The 19,049-nt window shown below is 61.0% G+C and carries 20 protein-coding genes; 8 read left to right on the top strand and 12 right to left on the bottom strand.

Annotated elements, in window-relative coordinates; all coding sequences use genetic code 11:
- Nucleotides 1-11 precede the first annotated feature (11 nt).
- The 3 genes from ACI2KA_RS15330 to ACI2KA_RS15320 are packed head-to-tail and all read left to right on the top strand — an operon-like array spanning nt 12 to nt 3,493.
- Complete coding sequence (locus tag ACI2KA_RS15330) at nt 12-584, top strand: hypothetical protein (protein WP_404503328.1); 573 nt, start codon at nt 12-14, stop codon at nt 582-584.
- Nucleotides 585-586: 2 nt separating this feature from the next.
- Nucleotides 587-1,759, top strand: a complete 1,173-nt coding sequence (locus ACI2KA_RS15325; protein WP_404503327.1) for a hypothetical protein — start codon at nt 587-589, stop codon at nt 1,757-1,759.
- A 54-nt stretch (nt 1,760-1,813) separates the two neighbouring features.
- Nucleotides 1,814-3,493 carry an amidohydrolase family protein gene (locus ACI2KA_RS15320; RefSeq protein ID WP_404503326.1) on the top strand — a complete coding sequence of 560 codons (1,680 nt, stop codon included), beginning with the start codon at nt 1,814-1,816 and terminating at the stop codon, nt 3,491-3,493.
- A 100-nt stretch (nt 3,494-3,593) separates the two neighbouring features.
- Here ACI2KA_RS15320 and ACI2KA_RS15315 read toward each other — a convergent pair whose 3' ends face one another.
- From ACI2KA_RS15315 to ACI2KA_RS15300, 4 genes are all read right to left on the bottom strand, one after another.
- Entirely contained in the window at nt 3,594-4,382 is a 789-nt protein-coding gene (locus tag ACI2KA_RS15315; RefSeq protein ID WP_404503325.1) for a transporter substrate-binding domain-containing protein, read from the bottom strand.
- Nucleotides 4,383-4,464: 82 nt separating this feature from the next.
- Nucleotides 4,465-5,121: an amino acid ABC transporter permease gene (locus ACI2KA_RS15310; protein WP_404503324.1), complete on the bottom strand. Its 657-nt coding sequence runs from the start codon at nt 5,119-5,121 to the stop codon at nt 4,465-4,467.
- Between the two features lie 5 nt (nt 5,122-5,126).
- Nucleotides 5,127-5,930: an amino acid ABC transporter ATP-binding protein gene (locus ACI2KA_RS15305; RefSeq protein WP_404503323.1), complete on the bottom strand. Its 804-nt coding sequence runs from the start codon at nt 5,928-5,930 to the stop codon at nt 5,127-5,129.
- On the bottom strand, nt 5,927-6,550 hold the full coding sequence (locus ACI2KA_RS15300; protein WP_404503322.1) for a DUF1989 domain-containing protein: 624 nt from the start codon (nt 6,548-6,550) through the stop codon (nt 5,927-5,929). The genes ACI2KA_RS15305 and ACI2KA_RS15300 overlap by 4 nt, the downstream gene beginning before the upstream one ends.
- Before the next feature lie 415 nt (nt 6,551-6,965).
- Here ACI2KA_RS15300 and ACI2KA_RS15295 point away from each other — a divergent pair, with 415 nt between their 5' ends.
- Nucleotides 6,966-8,144 (top strand): M24 family metallopeptidase, encoded by a 1,179-nt coding sequence (locus ACI2KA_RS15295; RefSeq protein WP_404503321.1) that lies wholly within the window; start codon nt 6,966-6,968, stop codon nt 8,142-8,144.
- 154 nt (nt 8,145-8,298) lie between these two features.
- Here ACI2KA_RS15295 and ACI2KA_RS15290 read toward each other — a convergent pair whose 3' ends face one another.
- The 8 genes from ACI2KA_RS15290 to pxpB all read right to left on the bottom strand — a co-directional run bounded on the left by ACI2KA_RS15290 (nt 8,299) and on the right by pxpB (nt 15,194).
- Nucleotides 8,299-8,712, bottom strand: a complete 414-nt coding sequence (locus ACI2KA_RS15290; protein ID WP_404503320.1) for a VOC family protein — start codon at nt 8,710-8,712, stop codon at nt 8,299-8,301.
- A gap of 48 nt (nt 8,713-8,760) precedes the next feature.
- The gene (locus ACI2KA_RS15285) at nt 8,761-9,927 is read right to left on the bottom strand and encodes a M24 family metallopeptidase (RefSeq protein WP_404503319.1); all 1,167 of its coding nucleotides are present in this window, start codon (nt 9,925-9,927) and stop codon (nt 8,761-8,763) included.
- A gap of 96 nt (nt 9,928-10,023) precedes the next feature.
- Nucleotides 10,024-10,662 carry a GntR family transcriptional regulator gene (locus ACI2KA_RS15280; protein ID WP_404503318.1) on the bottom strand — a complete coding sequence of 213 codons (639 nt, stop codon included), beginning with the start codon at nt 10,660-10,662 and terminating at the stop codon, nt 10,024-10,026.
- 12 nt (nt 10,663-10,674) lie between these two features.
- The gene (locus tag ACI2KA_RS15275) at nt 10,675-11,916 is read right to left on the bottom strand and encodes a Zn-dependent hydrolase (protein ID WP_404503317.1); all 1,242 of its coding nucleotides are present in this window, start codon (nt 11,914-11,916) and stop codon (nt 10,675-10,677) included.
- Nucleotides 11,913-12,860 carry an NAD(P)-dependent oxidoreductase gene (locus tag ACI2KA_RS15270; protein ID WP_404503316.1) on the bottom strand — a complete coding sequence of 316 codons (948 nt, stop codon included), beginning with the start codon at nt 12,858-12,860 and terminating at the stop codon, nt 11,913-11,915. The genes ACI2KA_RS15275 and ACI2KA_RS15270 overlap by 4 nt, the downstream gene beginning before the upstream one ends.
- Nucleotides 12,857-13,504 (bottom strand): GntR family transcriptional regulator, encoded by a 648-nt coding sequence (locus tag ACI2KA_RS15265; protein ID WP_404503315.1) that lies wholly within the window; start codon nt 13,502-13,504, stop codon nt 12,857-12,859. The genes ACI2KA_RS15270 and ACI2KA_RS15265 overlap by 4 nt, the downstream gene beginning before the upstream one ends.
- Nucleotides 13,501-14,472: a biotin-dependent carboxyltransferase family protein gene (locus ACI2KA_RS15260; protein WP_404503314.1), complete on the bottom strand. Its 972-nt coding sequence runs from the start codon at nt 14,470-14,472 to the stop codon at nt 13,501-13,503. The genes ACI2KA_RS15265 and ACI2KA_RS15260 overlap by 4 nt, the downstream gene beginning before the upstream one ends.
- On the bottom strand, nt 14,469-15,194 hold the full coding sequence (pxpB, locus tag ACI2KA_RS15255) for a 5-oxoprolinase subunit PxpB (RefSeq protein WP_404503313.1): 726 nt from the start codon (nt 15,192-15,194) through the stop codon (nt 14,469-14,471). Before pxpB ends, ACI2KA_RS15260 begins: the two co-directional genes overlap by 4 nt.
- A 178-nt stretch (nt 15,195-15,372) precedes the next feature.
- Here pxpB and ACI2KA_RS15250 point away from each other — a divergent pair, with 178 nt between their 5' ends.
- The 4 genes from ACI2KA_RS15250 to ACI2KA_RS15235 all read left to right on the top strand — a co-directional run bounded on the left by ACI2KA_RS15250 (nt 15,373) and on the right by ACI2KA_RS15235 (nt 19,046).
- Nucleotides 15,373-16,146, top strand: coding sequence for a LamB/YcsF family protein (locus ACI2KA_RS15250; RefSeq protein ID WP_404503312.1), 774 nt, complete (start codon nt 15,373-15,375; stop codon nt 16,144-16,146).
- 15 nt (nt 16,147-16,161) lie between these two features.
- Nucleotides 16,162-17,016, top strand: coding sequence for a D-amino-acid transaminase (locus ACI2KA_RS15245; protein ID WP_404503311.1), 855 nt, complete (start codon nt 16,162-16,164; stop codon nt 17,014-17,016).
- A 434-nt stretch (nt 17,017-17,450) separates the two neighbouring features.
- The gene (locus tag ACI2KA_RS15240) at nt 17,451-18,431 is read left to right on the top strand and encodes a TRAP transporter substrate-binding protein (protein WP_404503310.1); all 981 of its coding nucleotides are present in this window, start codon (nt 17,451-17,453) and stop codon (nt 18,429-18,431) included.
- Nucleotides 18,432-18,512: 81 nt separating this feature from the next.
- Nucleotides 18,513-19,046 carry a TRAP transporter small permease subunit gene (locus ACI2KA_RS15235; protein WP_404503309.1) on the top strand — a complete coding sequence of 178 codons (534 nt, stop codon included), beginning with the start codon at nt 18,513-18,515 and terminating at the stop codon, nt 19,044-19,046.
- Nucleotides 19,047-19,049: the final 3 nt, after the last annotated feature.

Here is a 19,049-nt window from a genome sequence, read left to right as displayed (position 1 = left end):
GGGGGGCGCTTATGCGCAAAGGTCTTGTTGGAGCCGCAACCGCTTTGATGCTGCTGGCCGGAGCGGCGGTAACCGCGTCGGCGGAGTTAACGTTGAATTATGTCGATCCCGAAGGCGTGGGACTGGCATTTGCGCTGCTGCGCGAGCCAGCCGCTGTGTCATGGCTCGGCAATGCCATGTCTCTGCATGCCGACACGAGGCTGGAGCAACCGTCATTGCCGCGTTGCCGCGCGCTGCCGGATCAACCTCTCCCCTGCCGTATCTCCGATACGACTGCAGGCATTCTGGCAACGCTGTCGCAACGCGATCTTTCCGCTGAGCTCGGCGCTCTCCTAGTCTCGAACGGACTTGTCATGGACGTGGCGGCACCCAGAACGGTCCTTGTCGGCACCGACCCCGCCGGCCGTATCCGCAATATCGATTTTGTCGGCCTCGTCCGCGGCATCAACGAACAATTGCCGGCCCCTGACGCCGTTTCCGTCTTCATTGTCCGCGTCAGTTCCGAGGCGACGCTCTCGATCGTCGAACGGAACAGGGACGCGACGGTGGATATCGATCAAATTACATTCTCATCCGAGAAATAGACATGAAAACAACCATCACAGCAACGGTTCTTGCATTGGCAATCTCGGCCTGCGGGTCTTCCGCGCAGCAGCCGGCCAAGACCGATATTCTCGACGTCTCCGCTTTCCTGATGCCGCCGCGGCAAAGCTGGGCAAAGATTCCCGGCTCTCGAGACCCAAACGTCACGATCAGTGAAAGAACCGCAAGTTCCGGAGACATGGGCTTCAGGGTTCTTCATCTGCGAGCGGCCGTTAAAGCCAAAAAACAGGCGGCAATCGATCTGGCGCAATCCGGCCTTGTCGAAACGGGCGACATCCTATTGAGTTTCCGTCCGCTTTGGGACAGGACACTGGCTTACGCGCATATGCAATTGGGCATTTCGCACTCCGCCATGGCTTTCATTGTCAGCCAGGGAAATGATCGGTTCGTGATGACGCTGGAGTCGCCGATCTCCTATAGCAGCCCGCTCAATGCGCCTGAACACTACGCCGATCTGGATTCGATCCATATCCTGCGGCCGGCGCTGACGGATGGACAGAAAACCAACCTCGAGAAATGGGCAAGGCTCGTTCTCAGCCATCCGGGGCGTTTCAGCTTTTTCAGCGATTACGGTCTGCCGATGTACAAGCGGGGACGGCCCGATATCACATCCCCCAGGGATGAAATATTGCATTTGGCAAAGGTCGCAACAGGTACGGCAAGCCCACCCTTCGAGAGCTATTGCTCGGAATTTGTCTGGAGCCTGCTTGGTTTGCGCGACTGCGACCCGCAGTCCTTTGACGCCGCCTGCATCAGCCCGGCCTTCAATACGGGCGGGGGGATGATGAGCGGCATCGTTGCCGGGCTGAAGAATGATGCCGGCCTTGCCCAGGGGCCGGAAGCCGCACTCATCGGTGGGAAAATCACCGCAAGCGACAAGACCAGGACCCTGACCCAGTCCGTATTCGTCGACATTATGTCCGATCCTTCCGAACTTGAAGGACGCATGTCGGCCGGCCACCGAAAAGTGGCGGAGGACAACCGGGAGAACATGACGATCCTCAACGGGTTTTATGCCGGCGGAGAAGCCGAGCCTGTCGCGCAGGCGATTAACCGGACCGTTTTTGAAAATGTTTCCCCGACGTCGTTCCTGACCCGATCGAATGCGGGCATGGACGGCTTCCATTACGTCGGCACGGTCGTTTTCGATCGATAGGCGAAACGGCACGGGCGGGCAGACAGTTTACAGCGAAAAATGGGGAACGACGAAATGCAGCGACGTGAATTCATGAAGTTGGGCATGGCGACGGCGGCACTGTCCCTGACCGGGTGCCGGACCTATCCGGATTTGCCGATGACCGGCCAACTGGTGGACGCACATTGCCATGTGTTCAACGCATCGGATTTGCCGGTGGTCCGCTTCATCAAACATTCCGTTCTTGCGCATTATCCCAGGCAGACGGAAACCAACATCATGAAAGTCCGCGATCCGGACCTCGAGGATTTTCTCATCGATCTCGCCCAGCATCTTTTGGGTGTCGGCTCGGCGCCCACCGCCAGGGAAGAGATGGAGGTTCTGGAGGGAAGGAAAAAGAGCAAGCGCGTCTTTTCAGACTACGAGGCCGCGCAGGCGCAGGCTGTGGCGCAAACGGCAGTCTTTCTCCAGCAATTGCAGGAGGATGCCGGCGGCGGCCTGGCCACGATGGGCGTCCGTGAAAAATCCCGGGCCGAACGGCAGCTCGATGCCTTCCTGGCCGCAATCGGTGAAAATGCACCGCGAACGCAATCGCTTTCGCCGCTGGACACAACACGTCTGGCAACAAAATCCTTTTCCAGACTGGATCAGATCGGCGCCTATCTCCGCTGGATTCCACTTTTCAGACTGTATCGACACAAGCTCGTCGCGCGTTTGATCGAGGATCAGGTGAAACAGGGCCGCGATCCGTTGCTGCTGGCGCCGGCGACAGTGGACTTCGATCACTGGCTGAATGAAAAGGTGGATAGATCGCCCTTGCCAGACCAGGCAAAATTGATGGGGTTGCTGGCAAAGCGAAAGGACGGACCGCTGATTCACGCCTATTTTGGCTTTGACCCCCTGCGGGAAATTTATCACCGGGCCGGCAACCCCACATTCAGCCCGATGAAGGAGTTCAAGCGTGCGCTCAATAACCACGGTTTCCTGGGAGCCAAGCTCTATCCACCCATGGGTTTCAGCGCTTCCGGCAACAAGCCGCCTTACCCGTTTTCGGTGAAAAAAGACCTCGGTATCGATCCGAGCACCCGGTTAAACAATGTGCTGGGCGAGCTTTATGCATTCTGCGAGGATGAGGGCGTCCCGATCCTTGCCCATGCCAATGCCTCCAATGGCGCCGGTCCGGACTACAATGCCCGCGCCGACGTTGCCTTCTGGCTTCCCGTCTTCAAGTCTCGTCCCAAATTGCGGGTCTGCCTTGCACATTTCGGCCATTTCGCCATCGGCGACGCATCGAAGGATCGCGCCCAGAGCTGGGAATGGCGTTTCGGTTCCTATATTCGCGACAATCCCGACGCTCCGGTCTATGCCGATCTGAGCTTCTTCTCCGAGCTTCTGAACGCCGATAGCCGGCAACGCAGTCAGCTTGCAGATGATTTCAACAGCTGGACTGAAGAATTCGATCGCGATGCCGATCATCTCGTTTTTGGCACGGACTGGCTGATGCTCGGCATGCATCCCGGTTACGGCGCCTATATTCCGACGGTCGAGAGATTTCTGGTCGAAGACTGCAAATGGCCGGAACATAAACTGTCGAAGGTCTTCACGACCAACGCGCTGCGTTTCATGGGATTGCAGAGAGGCGACAAGACCCTGGGCAGGCTGGAAGATTTCTATCGGCGTAACAGCCTAGACGTTTCACGCCTGCAGCGTCTGAGCGATAGCGCCACCCGCTCTGCGGCGATAAAAGGCACGTAAGCATATCCCCGCAATCCGCCAGTGCGGGCAACTTGGCCAAATGCGCTGCAATAACCATCAGGTTACGCAGCGCAAATCGCAAAAATCTTTTATGCAAAGTCTATTTGACACTCTTGATCGGATCTTTCGGCGCGGGATCGAAACCGATGAGGTCCACCGTCATCTTCGCATAGGTTCCGTCCGCGACGATTTCGGCAAGCGCCTTGTTTACCGCCGTCACCAGCTCAGGTTTGCCTTTTTTGATGGCGAAGCCCTTTTGAACGTGGCTGACGAAATCCGGCGTCATTTCCAGGGGAAGGCCGGAATTCTTGATGGCCCAGGCGCCGGCAATCGCATCGGTGATGGTCGCGTCGATATTGCCATTGACGAGATCCTGCATCGCATCCGATTCCGCCTTGTAACCTTTCACGACTGCGCCCTTTTCCTCTGCGATTTTCGCAAAGGTGGAAGAGACCAGCGCACCGACGGTCTTTCCCTTGAGATCGTCCGCGCTTTTGATGGCCGATCCCTTCTGGACCACGATGCGGCCGCCAGATTCCAGCCAGCCATTGGCAAAGGTCACGCGCTTCTGCCGCTCTGCCGTAATATCCATGGAGGCGCTGATGATATCGTACTGATCGGCCTGCAGGCCCACCAGCAGGGAGTCCCACTTGATCAGGACGGGCGTATAGGTGAGGTTGAGGCGCTTCGCCACCTCCTTCATCACGCGGATTTCCAGCCCGTCGAGCGTTCCGTCCGGCGCGCGCATGCTGAACGGCGAGAAGGTTCCTTCCGTCGCCACCTGGAGCTTTCCCGGCTCCAGCAGTTCGAGGTCGGCCGCGGACACGGGTGTCCTGGCGACAAGCGCGGCGATGGCCGCGGCGGCAAATGCGATGGTTCTGAATTTCATGGCTCGTTCCCTTTGTTGATTTTGCATCTTCTCATCCGGCGGGCGGCATGTGTCACCCGCAGTCGACAGGGCCTTCGCGACGTCAGCTTGAAAGGGCGTAACGGCGCTCCAGCAAGGCCGCGAGCTGCGTCAGCACGGTCGTGAGCAGGAGATAGATCACGGCCACGGCAATGTAGAACTCGAAAGGCCTGAATGTTGCGGCAATCAGCGTCTGGGCATAAAGCGTCAGCTCCACCACGGTGATCGTCGATAGCAGGGATGTATTCTTCAGCGTTGAAATGGCTTCATTGGTGATCGAGGGCAGAATGATCCGGAACACCTGCGGCAGGATGATGCCGCGCATGGTTTCCGCCGGGCTGAACCCCAGGGCCAGTGCCGATTCCGTCTGCCCGCGCGGGATGGCGGACAGGCCTCCCCGGATAATTTCCGCGACATAGGCGCCGCTATTGACACCGAGCGCCAGCACACCGGCGGTGAAGGGCGAAAGCTTCACGCCGAATTGCGGCAGGCCGAAATAGATGATGAAGACCTGGATCAGCGTGGGCGTGCCGCGAACGAACCAGACATAGAAGGCCGATGCGGCACGCACCCCGCGCCACGACGAACGATGGCTGAGGGCGGCAAGCAGGCCGCAACCCCAGCTGACGACAATCGTCAGGATCGTCAGCCAGAACACCGTCCATGCAGCCAGCAGAAATCCCGGGCCGTAAAGCTGCACTTCGTCAATGAAATTCGCCATCGCGGTCACTCCTTCCCGGCGGTATCTGCTGTGCCGCCGGGGGCAAGCTGGTCATGCAAAATGCGGTGCAGGAACTGCCGCAGGCGATCGCTTTGCGGATTGCGCAGAATGTCGGGCGCGCCGGCTTCGGCGATGACCCCCTTGTCGAAAAACAGCACGCGGGATGAAACGTCGCGGGCAAAGGCAATTTCATGGGTGACCAGCAGCATGGTCATTCCGTCGGCGGCAAGCGACGCCATCAGCACCAGCACCTCGTGAACCAGCTCCGGATCGAGCGCGGAGGTTACCTCGTCGAAAAGCATGAGGCGCGGTTTCATCGCCAGCGCCCGGGCAATGGCCACGCGCTGCTGTTGGCCGCCGGAAAGGCGGGCCGGGTAGCTATGGCGTTTTTCATAGAGGCCGATGCGCGAAAGCAGGGCTTCCGCCTCCTCGACCGCCTGTGTCTTGCGCAGTTTCAGCAGCCGGACCGGGGCATGAATGACGTTTTCCAGAACCGTCATGTGCGGCCAGAGATTGTAACTCTGAAACACCATGCCGACGCGGGCGCGCAGGGCCTGCAACTGCGCCGAGGTCGGGAAGAACCGCGATTCAGGGTGGAAATCGAAAGACAGATCCTCGAAATCGAGATAGCCCGACTGCGGCATCTCGAGACCGTTTATCGAGCGCAGGAACGTGCTCTTGCCCGAACCGCTCGCACCGATGATGGACACCACCTCGCCGGCTTCGACACTGAGCGACACGCCTTTCAGAACCTCGTTTTCCCCGAAGCTCTTGCGGATATCCCGCAGGTTCAAAACCGGACCGGTCATGGCGTTGTCTCCGTCAATGCATCGGCAATCCGGACCGCCACATCCCTTGGCGTGCGGTCGGCGCCGTTGATCTCGGTGATATCCTGCGGACAGGCCGACAGCACCAGCAGCAGGTCCATCTCGGCCCGCAGCGCCACATGGTCACCCGCGACGGAAGCCGGCGGGCGCCGGTCGAGGCTGCCATCGGCATTGACCGCCACATTCATGAACAGGTTGAGAGACGCCGGCGTATGGGCGACCGCAATGCCCTCTGCCGCAAGCGCTTCATGGAAATTTCCGCAACAGCTTCGGTGAAAGCCCTTACAGCCCAATTGCTGATAAAGATCGGCATTGCATGGGCAAAGCAACGTGTCATGCCGCAAGGCGGCGCTATCGCTCACCAGAGTGAGCATGGCCTTCCTGCGGTTGCTGACGATGGCCATGCCGTTTTCGATGAAGATGCTGCTGTTGACAGAACGCGTATGGTCCATGGAACTGATCTCGCTCGGGTCGGCCGATGCAACGGCCCACGTATCCACGACCTGGTTTCCGTGCGAATTTGTGACGATGGCGACCTGCCCGGCCAGCATCCGATAGGCTGCGCCATGACCCGCCGACAAGTTCTGTGCATATTCAGTCATCGGACACCGTTGGAAAGAATGCTGAAACTGGAAAGAGCGGCGGCCTGCGAGAGACGTCTCGCACTCATGCCGCTCGGGCCAGACAATTTATATTCAGTATACCAACGGAATTCAATAATGATTTTCAAGTATTTAATGCAAAAATATTAGACGATAGAGCCATAAATTATGCATCGATTGCACAAAATTAAATCATAGATGCATTTTGCGGCACCCACTTGCGCTGCCATCAATGGCGGGATACTTTTGGTGTACCCAATATGATGGGCAATGATCCTCCGGTCGCGCGCCGCACTGGCGGCTTGCCTCGGGAGGGTTGGATATCGAAGGAAATCCTGCCCAAATTCGCCATGCGCGTTACGATCTTCAAGCACGAAGGCTGCGCTGCGAAACGGCAGATAACGGAGTGGAATGCGTGAGCCGGTATTTTGCGACAGAGGAATATGAAACCCGTTGGCAGCGGGCGTTGCAGGAAATGCGCCACCGCGGCTACGAAACCGCAGTGGTCTTCGGCAGAGGCGGCGGCACCACGGATAATTGCGGCGATATTCTTTATCTCTCCAATCACTACGCCATCAGCGGCGGCATGGATTCGCTGATCTGGAGCGCCCGATCCTTTTCCGGAATCATTTTGCAGCAGGGGCACGAACCGCAGTTGCATATCGACGAACCGGAAGTGCGCGCCGATCTCGTGTCGATACGCGATACGCGATGTTCCAGCCATCCTTTCAGAAGCGTGGCAAAAGCGCTGGTGGAGAGGGGCGTCAAAGGGCGCGTCGCCATCGTCGGAACACATTTCATCCCGGTCAAATATTACCGGCAATTGCAGGAAGACGCGCCCGACATAGAATGGATAGCCGAAGACGATCTGATCCGCTCCGTTCGACGCATTAAAAGTCCGAAGGAACTGGATTGTTACCGGATTGCGGGCGAAGGCGCGACGGCCGGGCTGAACCGGCTGATGGAAGGTCTGACCGGCGGTCTTTCCGAACAGGAAGCAGCGGCAGAGGCGGCCCGCGAGGTGATAAGGCGCGGCGGCCGCCTGCAAACGATCGGCTGCAACCATGGCGAAACTCTGGGCTTCGACCAGCGTTTCCCCCTGACCGGTTATAGCGCCGACACGCCGAAGCCCGGCGACATCGTCACCGGCACCATCCACGCCGCATTTTTCCAGGGCTATTATCTCGACCCCGGCCGGACCGGCGTTCGCGGCCAGCCGTCAGCGGAGCAGCGCCGGCTGATCGAAGCCGCCGCCGACATCGTTCACCGTCTTTCCGACATGATACGGCCCGGCGTGCGATTGCTCGAAATTGCTGCCGAGGGCGACCGTCTGACGGCGGCGTTTGGCGGCTCGGTATCTGCCATCATGAAGAATTTTCCCTTTTATGGCCACAGCATCGGCCTCGGTTTCGAACAGCCGCGAATTTCCACCAGCATGTCGCAGGCCGATGACATCGCCGAGGAAAACATGGTGTTCGGCATCGAATCCTTCCTCGCGCTCGACGGTGTCGGCGCCGCCTTCTATGAGGATATTCTCATCATCGGACGTGACAGCAACGAGCTTCTGACGCGCTCGCCCAGCTACTGGTGGTAATGGCGCCCGCAATCTCGCCGCCGGCATGCCGGCGCCTGAACAATCGGGGGCGGCCAACAGCCGCCCCTTTGCTCTTTAATCTCCAACATATCCCGCAAAAGCGCGGTGCGGCTCCACGTCCTCGAAATGCGCAAGAACAAAGAGGTAGGGCGTTCTAGTGCGCAAAAACGCCGTCGAAATCCTTGAACCCCTTCACCTCGATCGGATTGCCGCTCGGATCGAAGAAAAACATGGTGCGCTGTTCGCCGGGTTCGCCTTCGAAACGCACGACCGGCGGGATGTCGAAGGCCACACCGGCGTCCTGAAGACGCTTTGACAGCGCAAACCAGTCATCGAGCGGCAGCACGACGCCAAGATGCGGCATCATCACCATATGATCACCCACTTTGCCGGTGCGCGTCACCTCAAACGGCTTGCCGAGATGCAGCGATATCTGGTGGCCGAAGAAATCGAAATCCACCCAGCTCTCCGTGGAGCGGCCTTCCTCACAGCCAAGAACGCCGCCGTAAAAACGGCGGGATTCGTCCAGATCGGTAACGTGGTAGGCCAGATGAAAAAGTGAACGCATGTCGAATTCCTTTCGTGTTTTCACAAAGATAATGGCCAAAGCGGCCCTTCAGCGGATGGTCAGGTTGCGTGGCAGGGTGGAGAGAGGCTCTGCGCCCGTCGCCGTCACGATGACCGTTTCGGATGCGCCAACCGTCCAGACGCCGTAGCTGCGCAGGGTGGCCGGCAGGTGAAACACCATGCCGGGCTCGATCACCGTGTCGGAGCCGGTAAACAGGTTGAGAAGCGCTCCTTCCCCCCAGTCCGGCGCGAAGGCGACGCCCATCGAATAACCGATGCGCTTGCGGAAAGCGGCGGTGTAGCCTGCCGCGTCGATCACCCGCTGCGCGGCCGCATGTGGTTCGGCGCACGAAACGCCGGGCCGAATGGCGGCAAGCGCCGCATCGAGCGCCTTCAAGGCGCAATCCATCATCCGCCGGGCTTCGATCGGCGGCGATCCGATCCAGACGGAGCGCATCAGGGCGGCATGGTAGCGCGCATGGCAGGCGGCCAGTTCCAGAAAAACCGCATCGCCATCCTCCAGCTTGCGGCGTCTCCAGGTCATATGGGGCAAACCGCTGCGCGGGCCGGAGGACACCAGCGGCTCCATGGCCATGACTTCGGAACCCGCCCGCGTCGCGGCGTCCAGCATGGCCGCGGCAATCGCATTCTCATCGGTTCCGGCGGCGCAGGCGGCAATACCCGCGGCCAGACCCGCTTCGGTGTAACCCGCAGCCAGCCGTATGGCGGCAAGCTCAGCCGCGGATTTTATCGTCCGCAGCGGCGAAAGAATGGAAGAGCCGTCCGGCATCGATACGACGCCCATTCGTTCGGCTATTCTCGCCGCAAGTAGGGGAGACACGAACCAGCCATCCAGTTCGATCGCCGGCCGCGGGATGCGCCGCTCTTTCAGCAGATGCGCGAGTACCGCCGCCGGGTCTTCCCCATCGCGATAGGCGACGATGTCCTCCAGCCAGGTATTGGCGACGGAACCCGCCAGTTCCAGCTGCCGGACAAGGAGTGTCGGCTCTCCCTCCACCGGCATGATCAGCGCCTGAAACGCGAAATAGCCGGCCGTCTGCCGCCCTGTCAGCCAGTAGATGTTTTCCGGGCCGGTGACGACCAGCGCCTCATGGCCCGCGTTCCGGATGGCGGCGCGTGCACGGTTTTGCCTTCCGGCAAATTCCTCTTTCGCAAAAGAGGCGTCACACCCTCTTAGGTCGGCGAATTCATGCATGAAACTGTCCACCTCGTGGCGCTGGGCCTGGTTTACGAAGCCGACAAAGCTTCTGAAGACCGGGATGAAGAAACAGGAAGCTTGCCGGCGCTGATCTCAGGAGCGGCCCAGCCACCCCAGGAAACGGCTTTTGACACTTTCGAAATGCGCTTCCATGGCAGCGGCGGCCCGCGGCGGATCCTGCGCCCGGATGGCATCGATGACCGCGATATGTTCCCGCGCCTGCTCGGCGAAACGGTCATGGGTACGGGTTATGGTGCAACGCCTTGCAATGCTGCGCATTTCCGTCAGCATGGCGGGCAGGAGCTCAAGTCCGGCGGCAGCGGCGACGGCCTCGTGAAACTGATCGTCGTCCAGCCAGAAATGGTCGAAGGCCACGTTCCTGCCGTCGGCATAAGCCTGCATGATGTGCCGCGATTGTTCGAGCGCTTCGGTAAAGGGCCGCCCGGCAGCGCGTGCGGCCGCCGAGCTTTCCAGCAATCGCCGTATCTGCACGATTTCCAGCAGTTGCTCCACCGTGACGGGTCGAACCATCAGCGCGCCGTTGGCCAGACGGGAAATGACGCCTTCTTTCTCAAGCCGGGAAATCGCCGCCCGCAGCGGCGTGCGGGAGATACCGGATTCGAGCGCCAGCGCCCGCTCCGTCAGGACATCGCCCGCCTTGAACTTGCCCTCCAGAATGCGCTGCTTGACATCCGTATAGGCCTGCTGGGTCAAAGTTTCCTTTTCACTCATGCTCTTTCCCCTTCACCGTGCCGACCAGGTGCGTTGCAGGACGCTGACGGCATGCGCCAGATCGGCGTGATCCATGGCCTCGTCCGGATTGTGGCTGCCGTTCCAGTTCCGCAGAAAGACCATCACCGATTCCCACCCCGCCTGTGCGAAAGCCGCCGCATCGTGCCCTCCGCCCGACAGCATCCGCCTAGGTGAAAGGCCGATTTGCCCCGCCGCGGCCGCTATGTCGCGGCCGAGACCGGCGGAAAGCCGGGTCGGCTTGCTGCGCGACTGGACGCCGGTAATGACGCGCACGCCCCTGCGTTTCTCGACGCTATCGATCTCCCGGCGGAAAATCCCGTCTGCTTTGTCCAGAACCGCATCGTCGTCGCTGCGGATATCGATGCAGAAATCCACCCTGCCCGGCACCTTGGCGAAGGCATGCTCCGGGCTTGCCGCGTCGACCCGGCCAAAGGTGACGGCAAGGTCGTGCCCTTCCGCCAGCAGCCTTTCCCAGGCCCTATCCATGGCAACGACAAGATCGGCGAGCGCGAAAACGGCATCCGAGCGCGCCTCTCGGGGTGCGCCGCCGGAATGTGCCCAGACCCCTTCGATCCTCGCCTCACGATAGCGCAGGCCGCCGCGCACACCGTGAACGATGCCGAAAGCCTCGCCGGCATTGTGAAGAACCGGCCCCTGTTCGATGTGCAATTCCACAAAACGCGCCGGCGGCAATCCCGGCCCGTGCAGAACAGCGTCGGGATCGCCGCCGAGTTCGCGCATGTGATCGGCAAGCGTTCGCCCGCTATCGGCGCGCTGCGCCTGCATTTCCGGCGCCGTCAGCCGGCCGAGCGCGGCACGCGACCCGATATAGGAAACCGGAAACCAGACGCTTTCCTCCGCTCGCGTGACGGCGACGACGATATCGGCCGGCGGCGCCTCGCCGCTTTTTGCAAAAGCGGTCACAAGCGCCATGGCACCAACCACACCCGCCGTGCCGTCATAGGCCCCGCCCATCGGCACCGTGTCGAGGTGCGAACCGATATAAAGCGGCGTGGCCTGCCGGTCTTTGCCAGGCAGGCGGGCAAACAGGTTCAACGCGGCATCGCGCGTGACGGCAAGGCCGAGCGCTTCGCACTCCTCGGCGACCACCTGATGCGCCTCGCTTTCCAGCGCGCTGTAGGACGGCCGGGTAAAACCGGGTCCCCCGGCCGAAATGGCATTGATGCGGTCCAGCAGGCGATCGACCGTCGCTTCGATCAGGGTGTCCATCATGCCGGGATCCCCTGCGGTGCGTTAAGAGCGGTGACGGGCCGTTCTCCCGAAAGCGCCGTCAGAACATGTCGTGCGGCGCCGACGGCGACGCGGCGCAGCGCTTCCAGCGTCGTGCCGCCAAGATGCGGTGTAAAAATAACCCTGCCGGTGGCGGCAAGAGGCCCCGTCGGCGCTCCATGCGAATAGACATCGAGACCCGCCGCCGAAATGCGCCCGGTTTCGATGGCCCGGGCAAGCGCCGCCTCATCCACCAGCCCCGCCCGTGCCGTGTTGACAAGGATCGCGCCCGGTTTGACCGCTGCGATGGCCTCGTCTCCGAACAGGCCGCGTGTTTCCGGACGAAGCGGCGTGTGCAGGGACACCAGATCCGCCTGCCCCAGCCCGTCCTCAAGGCGCACGGCCCGTTCGAAACCATCGAGATCGGCAACGCGCGGCGAATAGACCAGCACGCGCATGTCGAGGGCAGACCTCAGCATCCGGCCAAGCCCGGCACCGGTGGCGCCCCAGCCGACGATAAGCGCCGTCTTGCCGGAAAGTTCGCAGAAACTCTCCATTTCGCGAAAGCCGTGGACCCCGGCCCTTTCGCTGCGGTCGGCAGCGGGAATACGCCTTGCGGCGGCAAGGGCAAGGCCGAGCGCCAGCTCGGATACCGACCGGGCATTGGCACCCGGCGTGTTGCAGACGAGAATGCCTTTCGCCGTCGCCGCCTCCTTGTCGACCGCATCATGGCCAGCGCCATGCACGACGATCGCCCGCAACCGGTCGCTGGCGGCAATGGCGGCAGCCGACAAACCCGCATCCCGGGTGATGACGGCATCGCAACCCGGGATCAGTGCCGCTACGGTCTCCATATCCGGCTTGGGAGACAGGACCGGCTCGACACCGGCCTCACGCAGAAGGGCCAGACCATCGGCATGGATCGGCTGGACAATAAGGCACCTCATGCTTGCCTGCTCCTTTCGGGAAATCGTTCCAGTTTTTCAAGGATGGCGTCGCGCGCGTGCAATATGTGCCGGGCCATGAGTGCGCCGGCTCTTTCGCCATCGCCGGCGCGCAGGGCGGCAATCATCTCCAGATGTTCCTCGCAGCTTTTCAAAAACCGATCCGGCACCTGGGCATGGTCGAACATGCAGGTTCGGCGGCGTAAATCCTCGATCGTGCTCACCATCATGCCGCTGCCGGTGGCAAGGGCGAGCGTACGGTGGAAAGCATCGTCCACGCGGCGCTGCTCATCCTCTTCCCCGGGGCCGTTTTGCTGCAAGTGATGGATCCGGACTTCCAGCTCGTCGAGCTCCGGCAGGACCGCTGCGGCCGCCTGCCTGGCACAATGGGTCTCCAGAACCTGGCGCAGGAAGAAAATCTCCTCGACCTCCTCCGCCCGCAGCCGGCGAATCTTGAGAAAGCGCCCTTCTTGCGTGGCCAGTCCCTCCGCCTCGATCCGTTTGATCGCCTCACGCACCGGCGTGCGGGACATATCCAGCAATTCGCCCAGCTTCGCTTCCTGCAAAGCATCGCCCGGTGTCAGCGCACCGGACAGGATCATCTCTATGATCTTTCCATAAGCCTGCTTGGCAAGCGGCTGATTCATGATGGCAACCCTCCTGAAACATCATAGGTTTCCGGTTTTTCGACCAGAGTTGCGAGGCGTTGGCGCAAAGCCGAACGCTCGGCTATCAGAAGCTCTTCTGCATTTTCCTGCGAAATGCTTGCGAAACAGACCGTTCGCCCGCTGGGTATCTGGGCCAGCCGGGGCAAATCGACCGTGGCGACCGTGGCGATTTTCGGATAACCGCCCGTCGTCTGACGTTCCGCCATCAGTACGATGGGCCGGCCCGATGCAGGCACCTGAATCGATCCCGCACAGGTGCCGTCGGAGACGATATCGTGGGCGCCTTCGGCATGGACGACGTGCCCGTCCAGCATCTGCGCCATGCGATCGCGGGCCGGCGACACCACAAACGAGGCCTTCAGAAACGCCCGGCGGGTCTCCACGGAGAAATAATCGTCCTGCGGCCCGGAAACGATGCGAATGGGGCCGCCGGAACGCCTCCAGGGCTGCCGAAGCGCCAGATTTGCGCCGGCGCTGGCGTCACCGAGCGGCAGACGGTCACCCGCCTGCAAACGGCGCCCCTCATGACCGCCGAGACCCGTTCGCACATGTGTGGCGCGCGAGCCGAGTACCGGCACAACATCCACACCGCCGGATATGGCAAGATATCCCCACACGCAATCGCGCAAGGCCCCGATGGCAAGCACGTCGCCGGGCAGCAAAACATAGCTCTCCCAGGGCAACAGCCTCTGTTTTCCGAGACGGATATCGACGCCGCCCCCCGTCACGGCGATCCGGACAGGCTTCACAACGGAAAAGCTGCCGCCGGTGCCGGCAAATTCGATCGCCGCACTGTTCTCGCCATTGCCGACAAGTGCGTTGGCGATCCGGAAAGACGGTATATCCATCGGGCCGGAGCTGGAAACGCCAGCGTGGTGCAACCCCTTGCGGCCAAGATCCTGGACGGTGGCCATCGGCCCGATCTGCTCAACGACGAGAAAACTCATGCCAGCCGGGCCTCCGCAACGGGCTGGCCGGAGGCAACGGCCCGGTCGAGCTCTGCGCCTTCGTCTTCGCTTACGGGCCGAAAACGGACCCGATCTCCCGCCCGCAACAAAAACGGCTCGGGACGATCCGGATCGAACAGCCGCAGCGGCGTGCGGCCGATAAAGCGCCATCCGCTCGGCCCCGGCACGGAATTGATGCTCGCCTGCTTGCCGCCGATCCCGATCGCGCTCGCCTCGATCCTCTGGCGCGGCGTGGCAAGGCGCGGCGTATGCAATGGTTCGGGCAATCCGCCAAGATAGGCAAAACCCGGCGCGAAGCCGATCATGTAGACGCGATATTCCGCGGAAGCATGCAGCTCGATCAAGGCGGCAGGCGTCAATCCTTTCATGTCGGCCAGTTCCTGCAGGTCCAGCCCAACCGGTCCGCCATAAACCACCGGCACGTCGAACCGTCTCGCAGACGCTTTCGCCACCGTCAGCTTTATCAGGCGCTGGTTCAGTTCCTGGCAAAGCGCCTGGCCGCGAATGACGGACGGATCGTAGATGACCATCAGGGACCGATAGGTCGGCACCAATTCCTCGATGCCCTCCACCGGCATTGCAGCGAGATTTTCGGCAAGCGCGATGATACGCTTGTTTACCGCCTCATCGATGGTGTCGGCAAGCTCAATGGACAGGGCGCTGTCGCCGCAGGCAAGAATGCGGGGAAATTTGTCGCCCATGAATTATACTCCCTCGCGTCCACGCATGCGAATTCGATTCTCCTGCCAATCCTTCCTTGCTATTTCAGTATACCAATTGTATGTCAATGAAAAGATGCAATGAACATGCGCCGCCGGACAACCATGGCGGCACGCATGAGGGACAGGAACGGGCATTTCGCGGCCCGCGGGGAAACGGATGGCGACGATCGATCTGAACTGCGACATGGGAGAAAGCTTCGGCGCCTGGACGATGGGCGAGGACGAGGCCATGATGGAGCTCATCACCACGGCCAACATCGCCTGCGGTTTTCATGCCGGCGATCCGGTCGTGATGCGCGACACCATTCTGGCCGCCAAGGCAAGGGGCATCGCGGTCGGCGCCCATCCGTCTTTCATGGATATTTACGGTTTCGGCCGCCGCCGCATTTCCGGCGAGCGTCCCGAGGACGTGGAAGCCCAGCTGATCTATCAGATCGCGGCGATGCAGGGCATGGCGGCAGCACTTTCCTGGCCGATGACGCATGTGAAAACCCACGGCGCACTGGGCAACATGGCCGCCGTCGATATGGATCTTGCAAAGGTCTGCGCTCGGGCCATCAAGGCCGTGGACCCGTCGCTGATATTCATTACCCTGCCCTATTCGGAAACCATGAAAGCCGCCGAAAAGGCCGGGTTGCGCGTTGCCTGCGAGGTCTATGCCGACCGCACCTATGACGATGCGGGAATGCTCACCTCCCGGCAGATATCCGGCGCGGTAATCCACGATCCCAACCAGAGCGTGGACCAGGTTCTGTCCATGGTCTGCGACGGGATAATCCCGACGACGGGCGGACAAAAGCTGCCCGTGGAAGCCGCTACCATCTGCGTCCATGGCGACACGCCGGGCGCCGTGGAGATGGCGCGAGCCCTTCGCGCATCGCTCGCCCGACACGGGCTGCAATTTGCTCCTTTCGCAACACCAAACTCCTGATCCGGGGACATTCCATTGACACGCACTGTTTATCTGAACGGCGACTGGCTTGCCGAAGCCGACGCCAGGGTTTCCGTTTTCGATCGCGGATTTCTGTTCGCCGACGCCATCTATGAGGTCACTGCCGTCATTGGCGGAAAGCTGATCGATTATGCCGGCCACAGCGCCCGCCTTCAGCGCTCGCTTTCCGAACTCGGCCTGAGCTGCCCGCTTCCGGCCGAGGAACTGCTGGCCGTTCACCGCGAGATCGTCCGCCTGAACAATGTGGAAGAGGGACTGATCTATTTGCAGATCTCCCGCGGGGTGGCGGATCGCGATTTCGTCTTTCCCGCCAGCGCCACGCCGACCATCGTCCTGTTCACCCAGGCAAAACCCGTTCTGAACAATCCACGCACGGAAACCGGCATCGCCATCGCCACCCTGCCCGACTGGCGCTGGGAACGACGCGACATCAAGACGGTGCAGCTTCTCTATCCGTCCATGGCCAAGATGGAGGCGCTCAAACGCGGCGCCGACGATGCCTGGCTGGTGGAGGATGGCTTCGTGACCGAAGGCAGCGCCGCCAACGCGCATATCGTTAAAAAGGACGGCACGCTGGTCACGCGCGAACTCTCCAACGCGCTTCTGCACGGCATTACCCGGGGAAGCATTCTCGAGCTTGCGCAAAGTGTCGGCATTGCCGTCGAACAACGGGCCTTTACGGTAAGCGAGGCAAAAGACGCCGCCGAAGCCTTCATCACATCGGCGACAAATTTCGCGACATCCGTTGTCAGGATCGACGACGCGATGATCGGCAACGGCAAACCCGGCCCGGTCTCGAAGAAACTGCGCGAGATCTACATCCAAACCCGTCTTGCAACGGCGATCTGAGTTTCCGCCCGGGATCCCCGGAGCGGCGCAAACGCGCGGCCGCTCCGCAACCTGATCCATGCCCGGCGACACGCGACGGAAGCGCCTTGCCGGGCGATGCCGCGGTCGTCCCTTCACCCTGACGCCGGCACTGCCTGTCCGATGGCGCCGCAGGCTGAAATCCCCCCCCGCCGACATCCCGCCAGTTCCACTGACAATCGCCGTTTCGTGCGGACTTGCGCAGACACGCGCCTGGCCGACAGCCGCGCGCGAAGGCCGGCGAGCCAGGGAATGCAGTCAAAATCGAACAAAGATTAATCACCTTATTGCACCGCTCAAAAAACGCCCATATAGTCCCCATCATTCGGAGTACGTGCTGTATACCGAAAATAACCCGCGCCGTCCTGCCACCGAAACGGGGCGAGCCGGAAACAATAAGTGAGGGGATCACGACAATGAAAAACGCACTTCTCGCCGGCCTAGCTTTGGCGATCGCCGGCTTCGCAAATACCGCGGTTGCGGAAACGGAATGGGACATGTCGGTCGTATGGCCGGAGGGTAATTTTCACACCAAGAACGCGATAAAATTTGCCGAAACGGTAAAGACGGTAACCAATGGCGAAGTCGCCATCACCGTGCATTCCGGCGGCGCGCTGGGCATCAAGGGGCCGGAAGGCATGACCGCCGTGCGCGACGGCATCGTGCCCGTAGCCGATATTCTGATGAGCCAGCAGGTCGGGGAAGCGCCGGTGCTTGGGGTCGAAACGCTGCCCTATCTCGCCCCGACGATGCCGGACCTTGCGCTGCTGCATAAATTCTTCCGTCCGAAGATCGAGGAAGTCGCGACCTCGATGAACCAGAAGCTGCTCTATATGGTGCCCTGGCCCGGACAGGCCGTTTATGCGCCGAAGCCGATCGAGAAAATCGAGGACATCAGCGGCCTGAAAATCCGCGTCGTCGATGCGAACGGCCACAATTTCTTCCACGCGCTTGGCGCCCTTCCCGTCCAGATGCCGTGGGGCGAAGTCGTGCCGTCGCTTGCCGCAGGCACCATCAATGGCGTCACGACCTCCTCCTCATCCGGCGTCGACGGCGCTTTCTGGGAATTCATGAAAAACATGAGCACCTTCAACTGGCAGGCCTCTTCCAACATCGTCACCGTCAACCTCGATGCCTGGAATGCGCTGTCGCCGGAAAATCAGGCGGCGATCGAACAGGCATCGAAAAAGCTGGAAGGCGAGTTCTGGCTGGTCAGCCGCGCCGAGGACGAGACCAAGCTTGCCACCCTGAAGGAAAAGGGCATTGCCGTCGCATCGCCTTCTCCGGAGCTGAAGGCCGCCCTCATTGAACGCGCCAAGCCGCTTTGGGACGATTTTCTCAAGCGCGTGCCCGATGCCGCGCCCTATGTCGAAGCCTATCTGAAGGCACGCAACTGACTTTCTCCCGTCGGAAATGAAAAGACGGCCGGCACCATCCGCCGGCTGTCCGCCTCCTTTTGCGCATTCCGGAGAACCATCATGAAAAATCCAGCCAATCCCGCATTCGCGGCCGTCATCACCCCGATCGACCGGCTGACGGAGGGTGCGAACATACTTGCGGCCCTGTCTCTCCTCGGTATCTTCACCCTCATCGCCTGCGAAATTCTGCTCCGAAACCTTTTCGGCTACTCCCTGCCCTTCGCCTGGGATGTCGCGGCCTATCTCATGGCCGCCAGCTTCATGCTTGCCGGCGCCAGCGCGCTGAAATCCGGTTCCCATGTTCGCGTCACGGCCATAGGCGAAACGCTGTCTTCAACCGGCGCAAGGCGGCTGGACATGGCGGCATGCCTTATCGGTCTCGTGATCTGCACCGCTCTTTCGGTGGCGCTGACAGACATGACAATCCTGTCCTGGCTGCGCGGCTCCACCTCCTCGTCGGTCATCCGCATTCCCCTCGTCTATCCGCAGAGCGCACTCGCGCTGGGTGCGATCATCCTCAATTTGCAGATGGTGGCGCAGTTCCTGCGGCTTCTTCGCGGCGAAACACTTTCAACCGGCCCGGGACTGGAATAAATC

Origin of the sequence: Agrobacterium sp. NPDC089420 (genome assembly GCF_044900305.1) — a bacterium.
Lineage (GTDB): Bacteria > Pseudomonadota > Alphaproteobacteria > Rhizobiales > Rhizobiaceae > Agrobacterium.
This window is presented reverse-complemented; position numbering and strand designations above follow the sequence as displayed.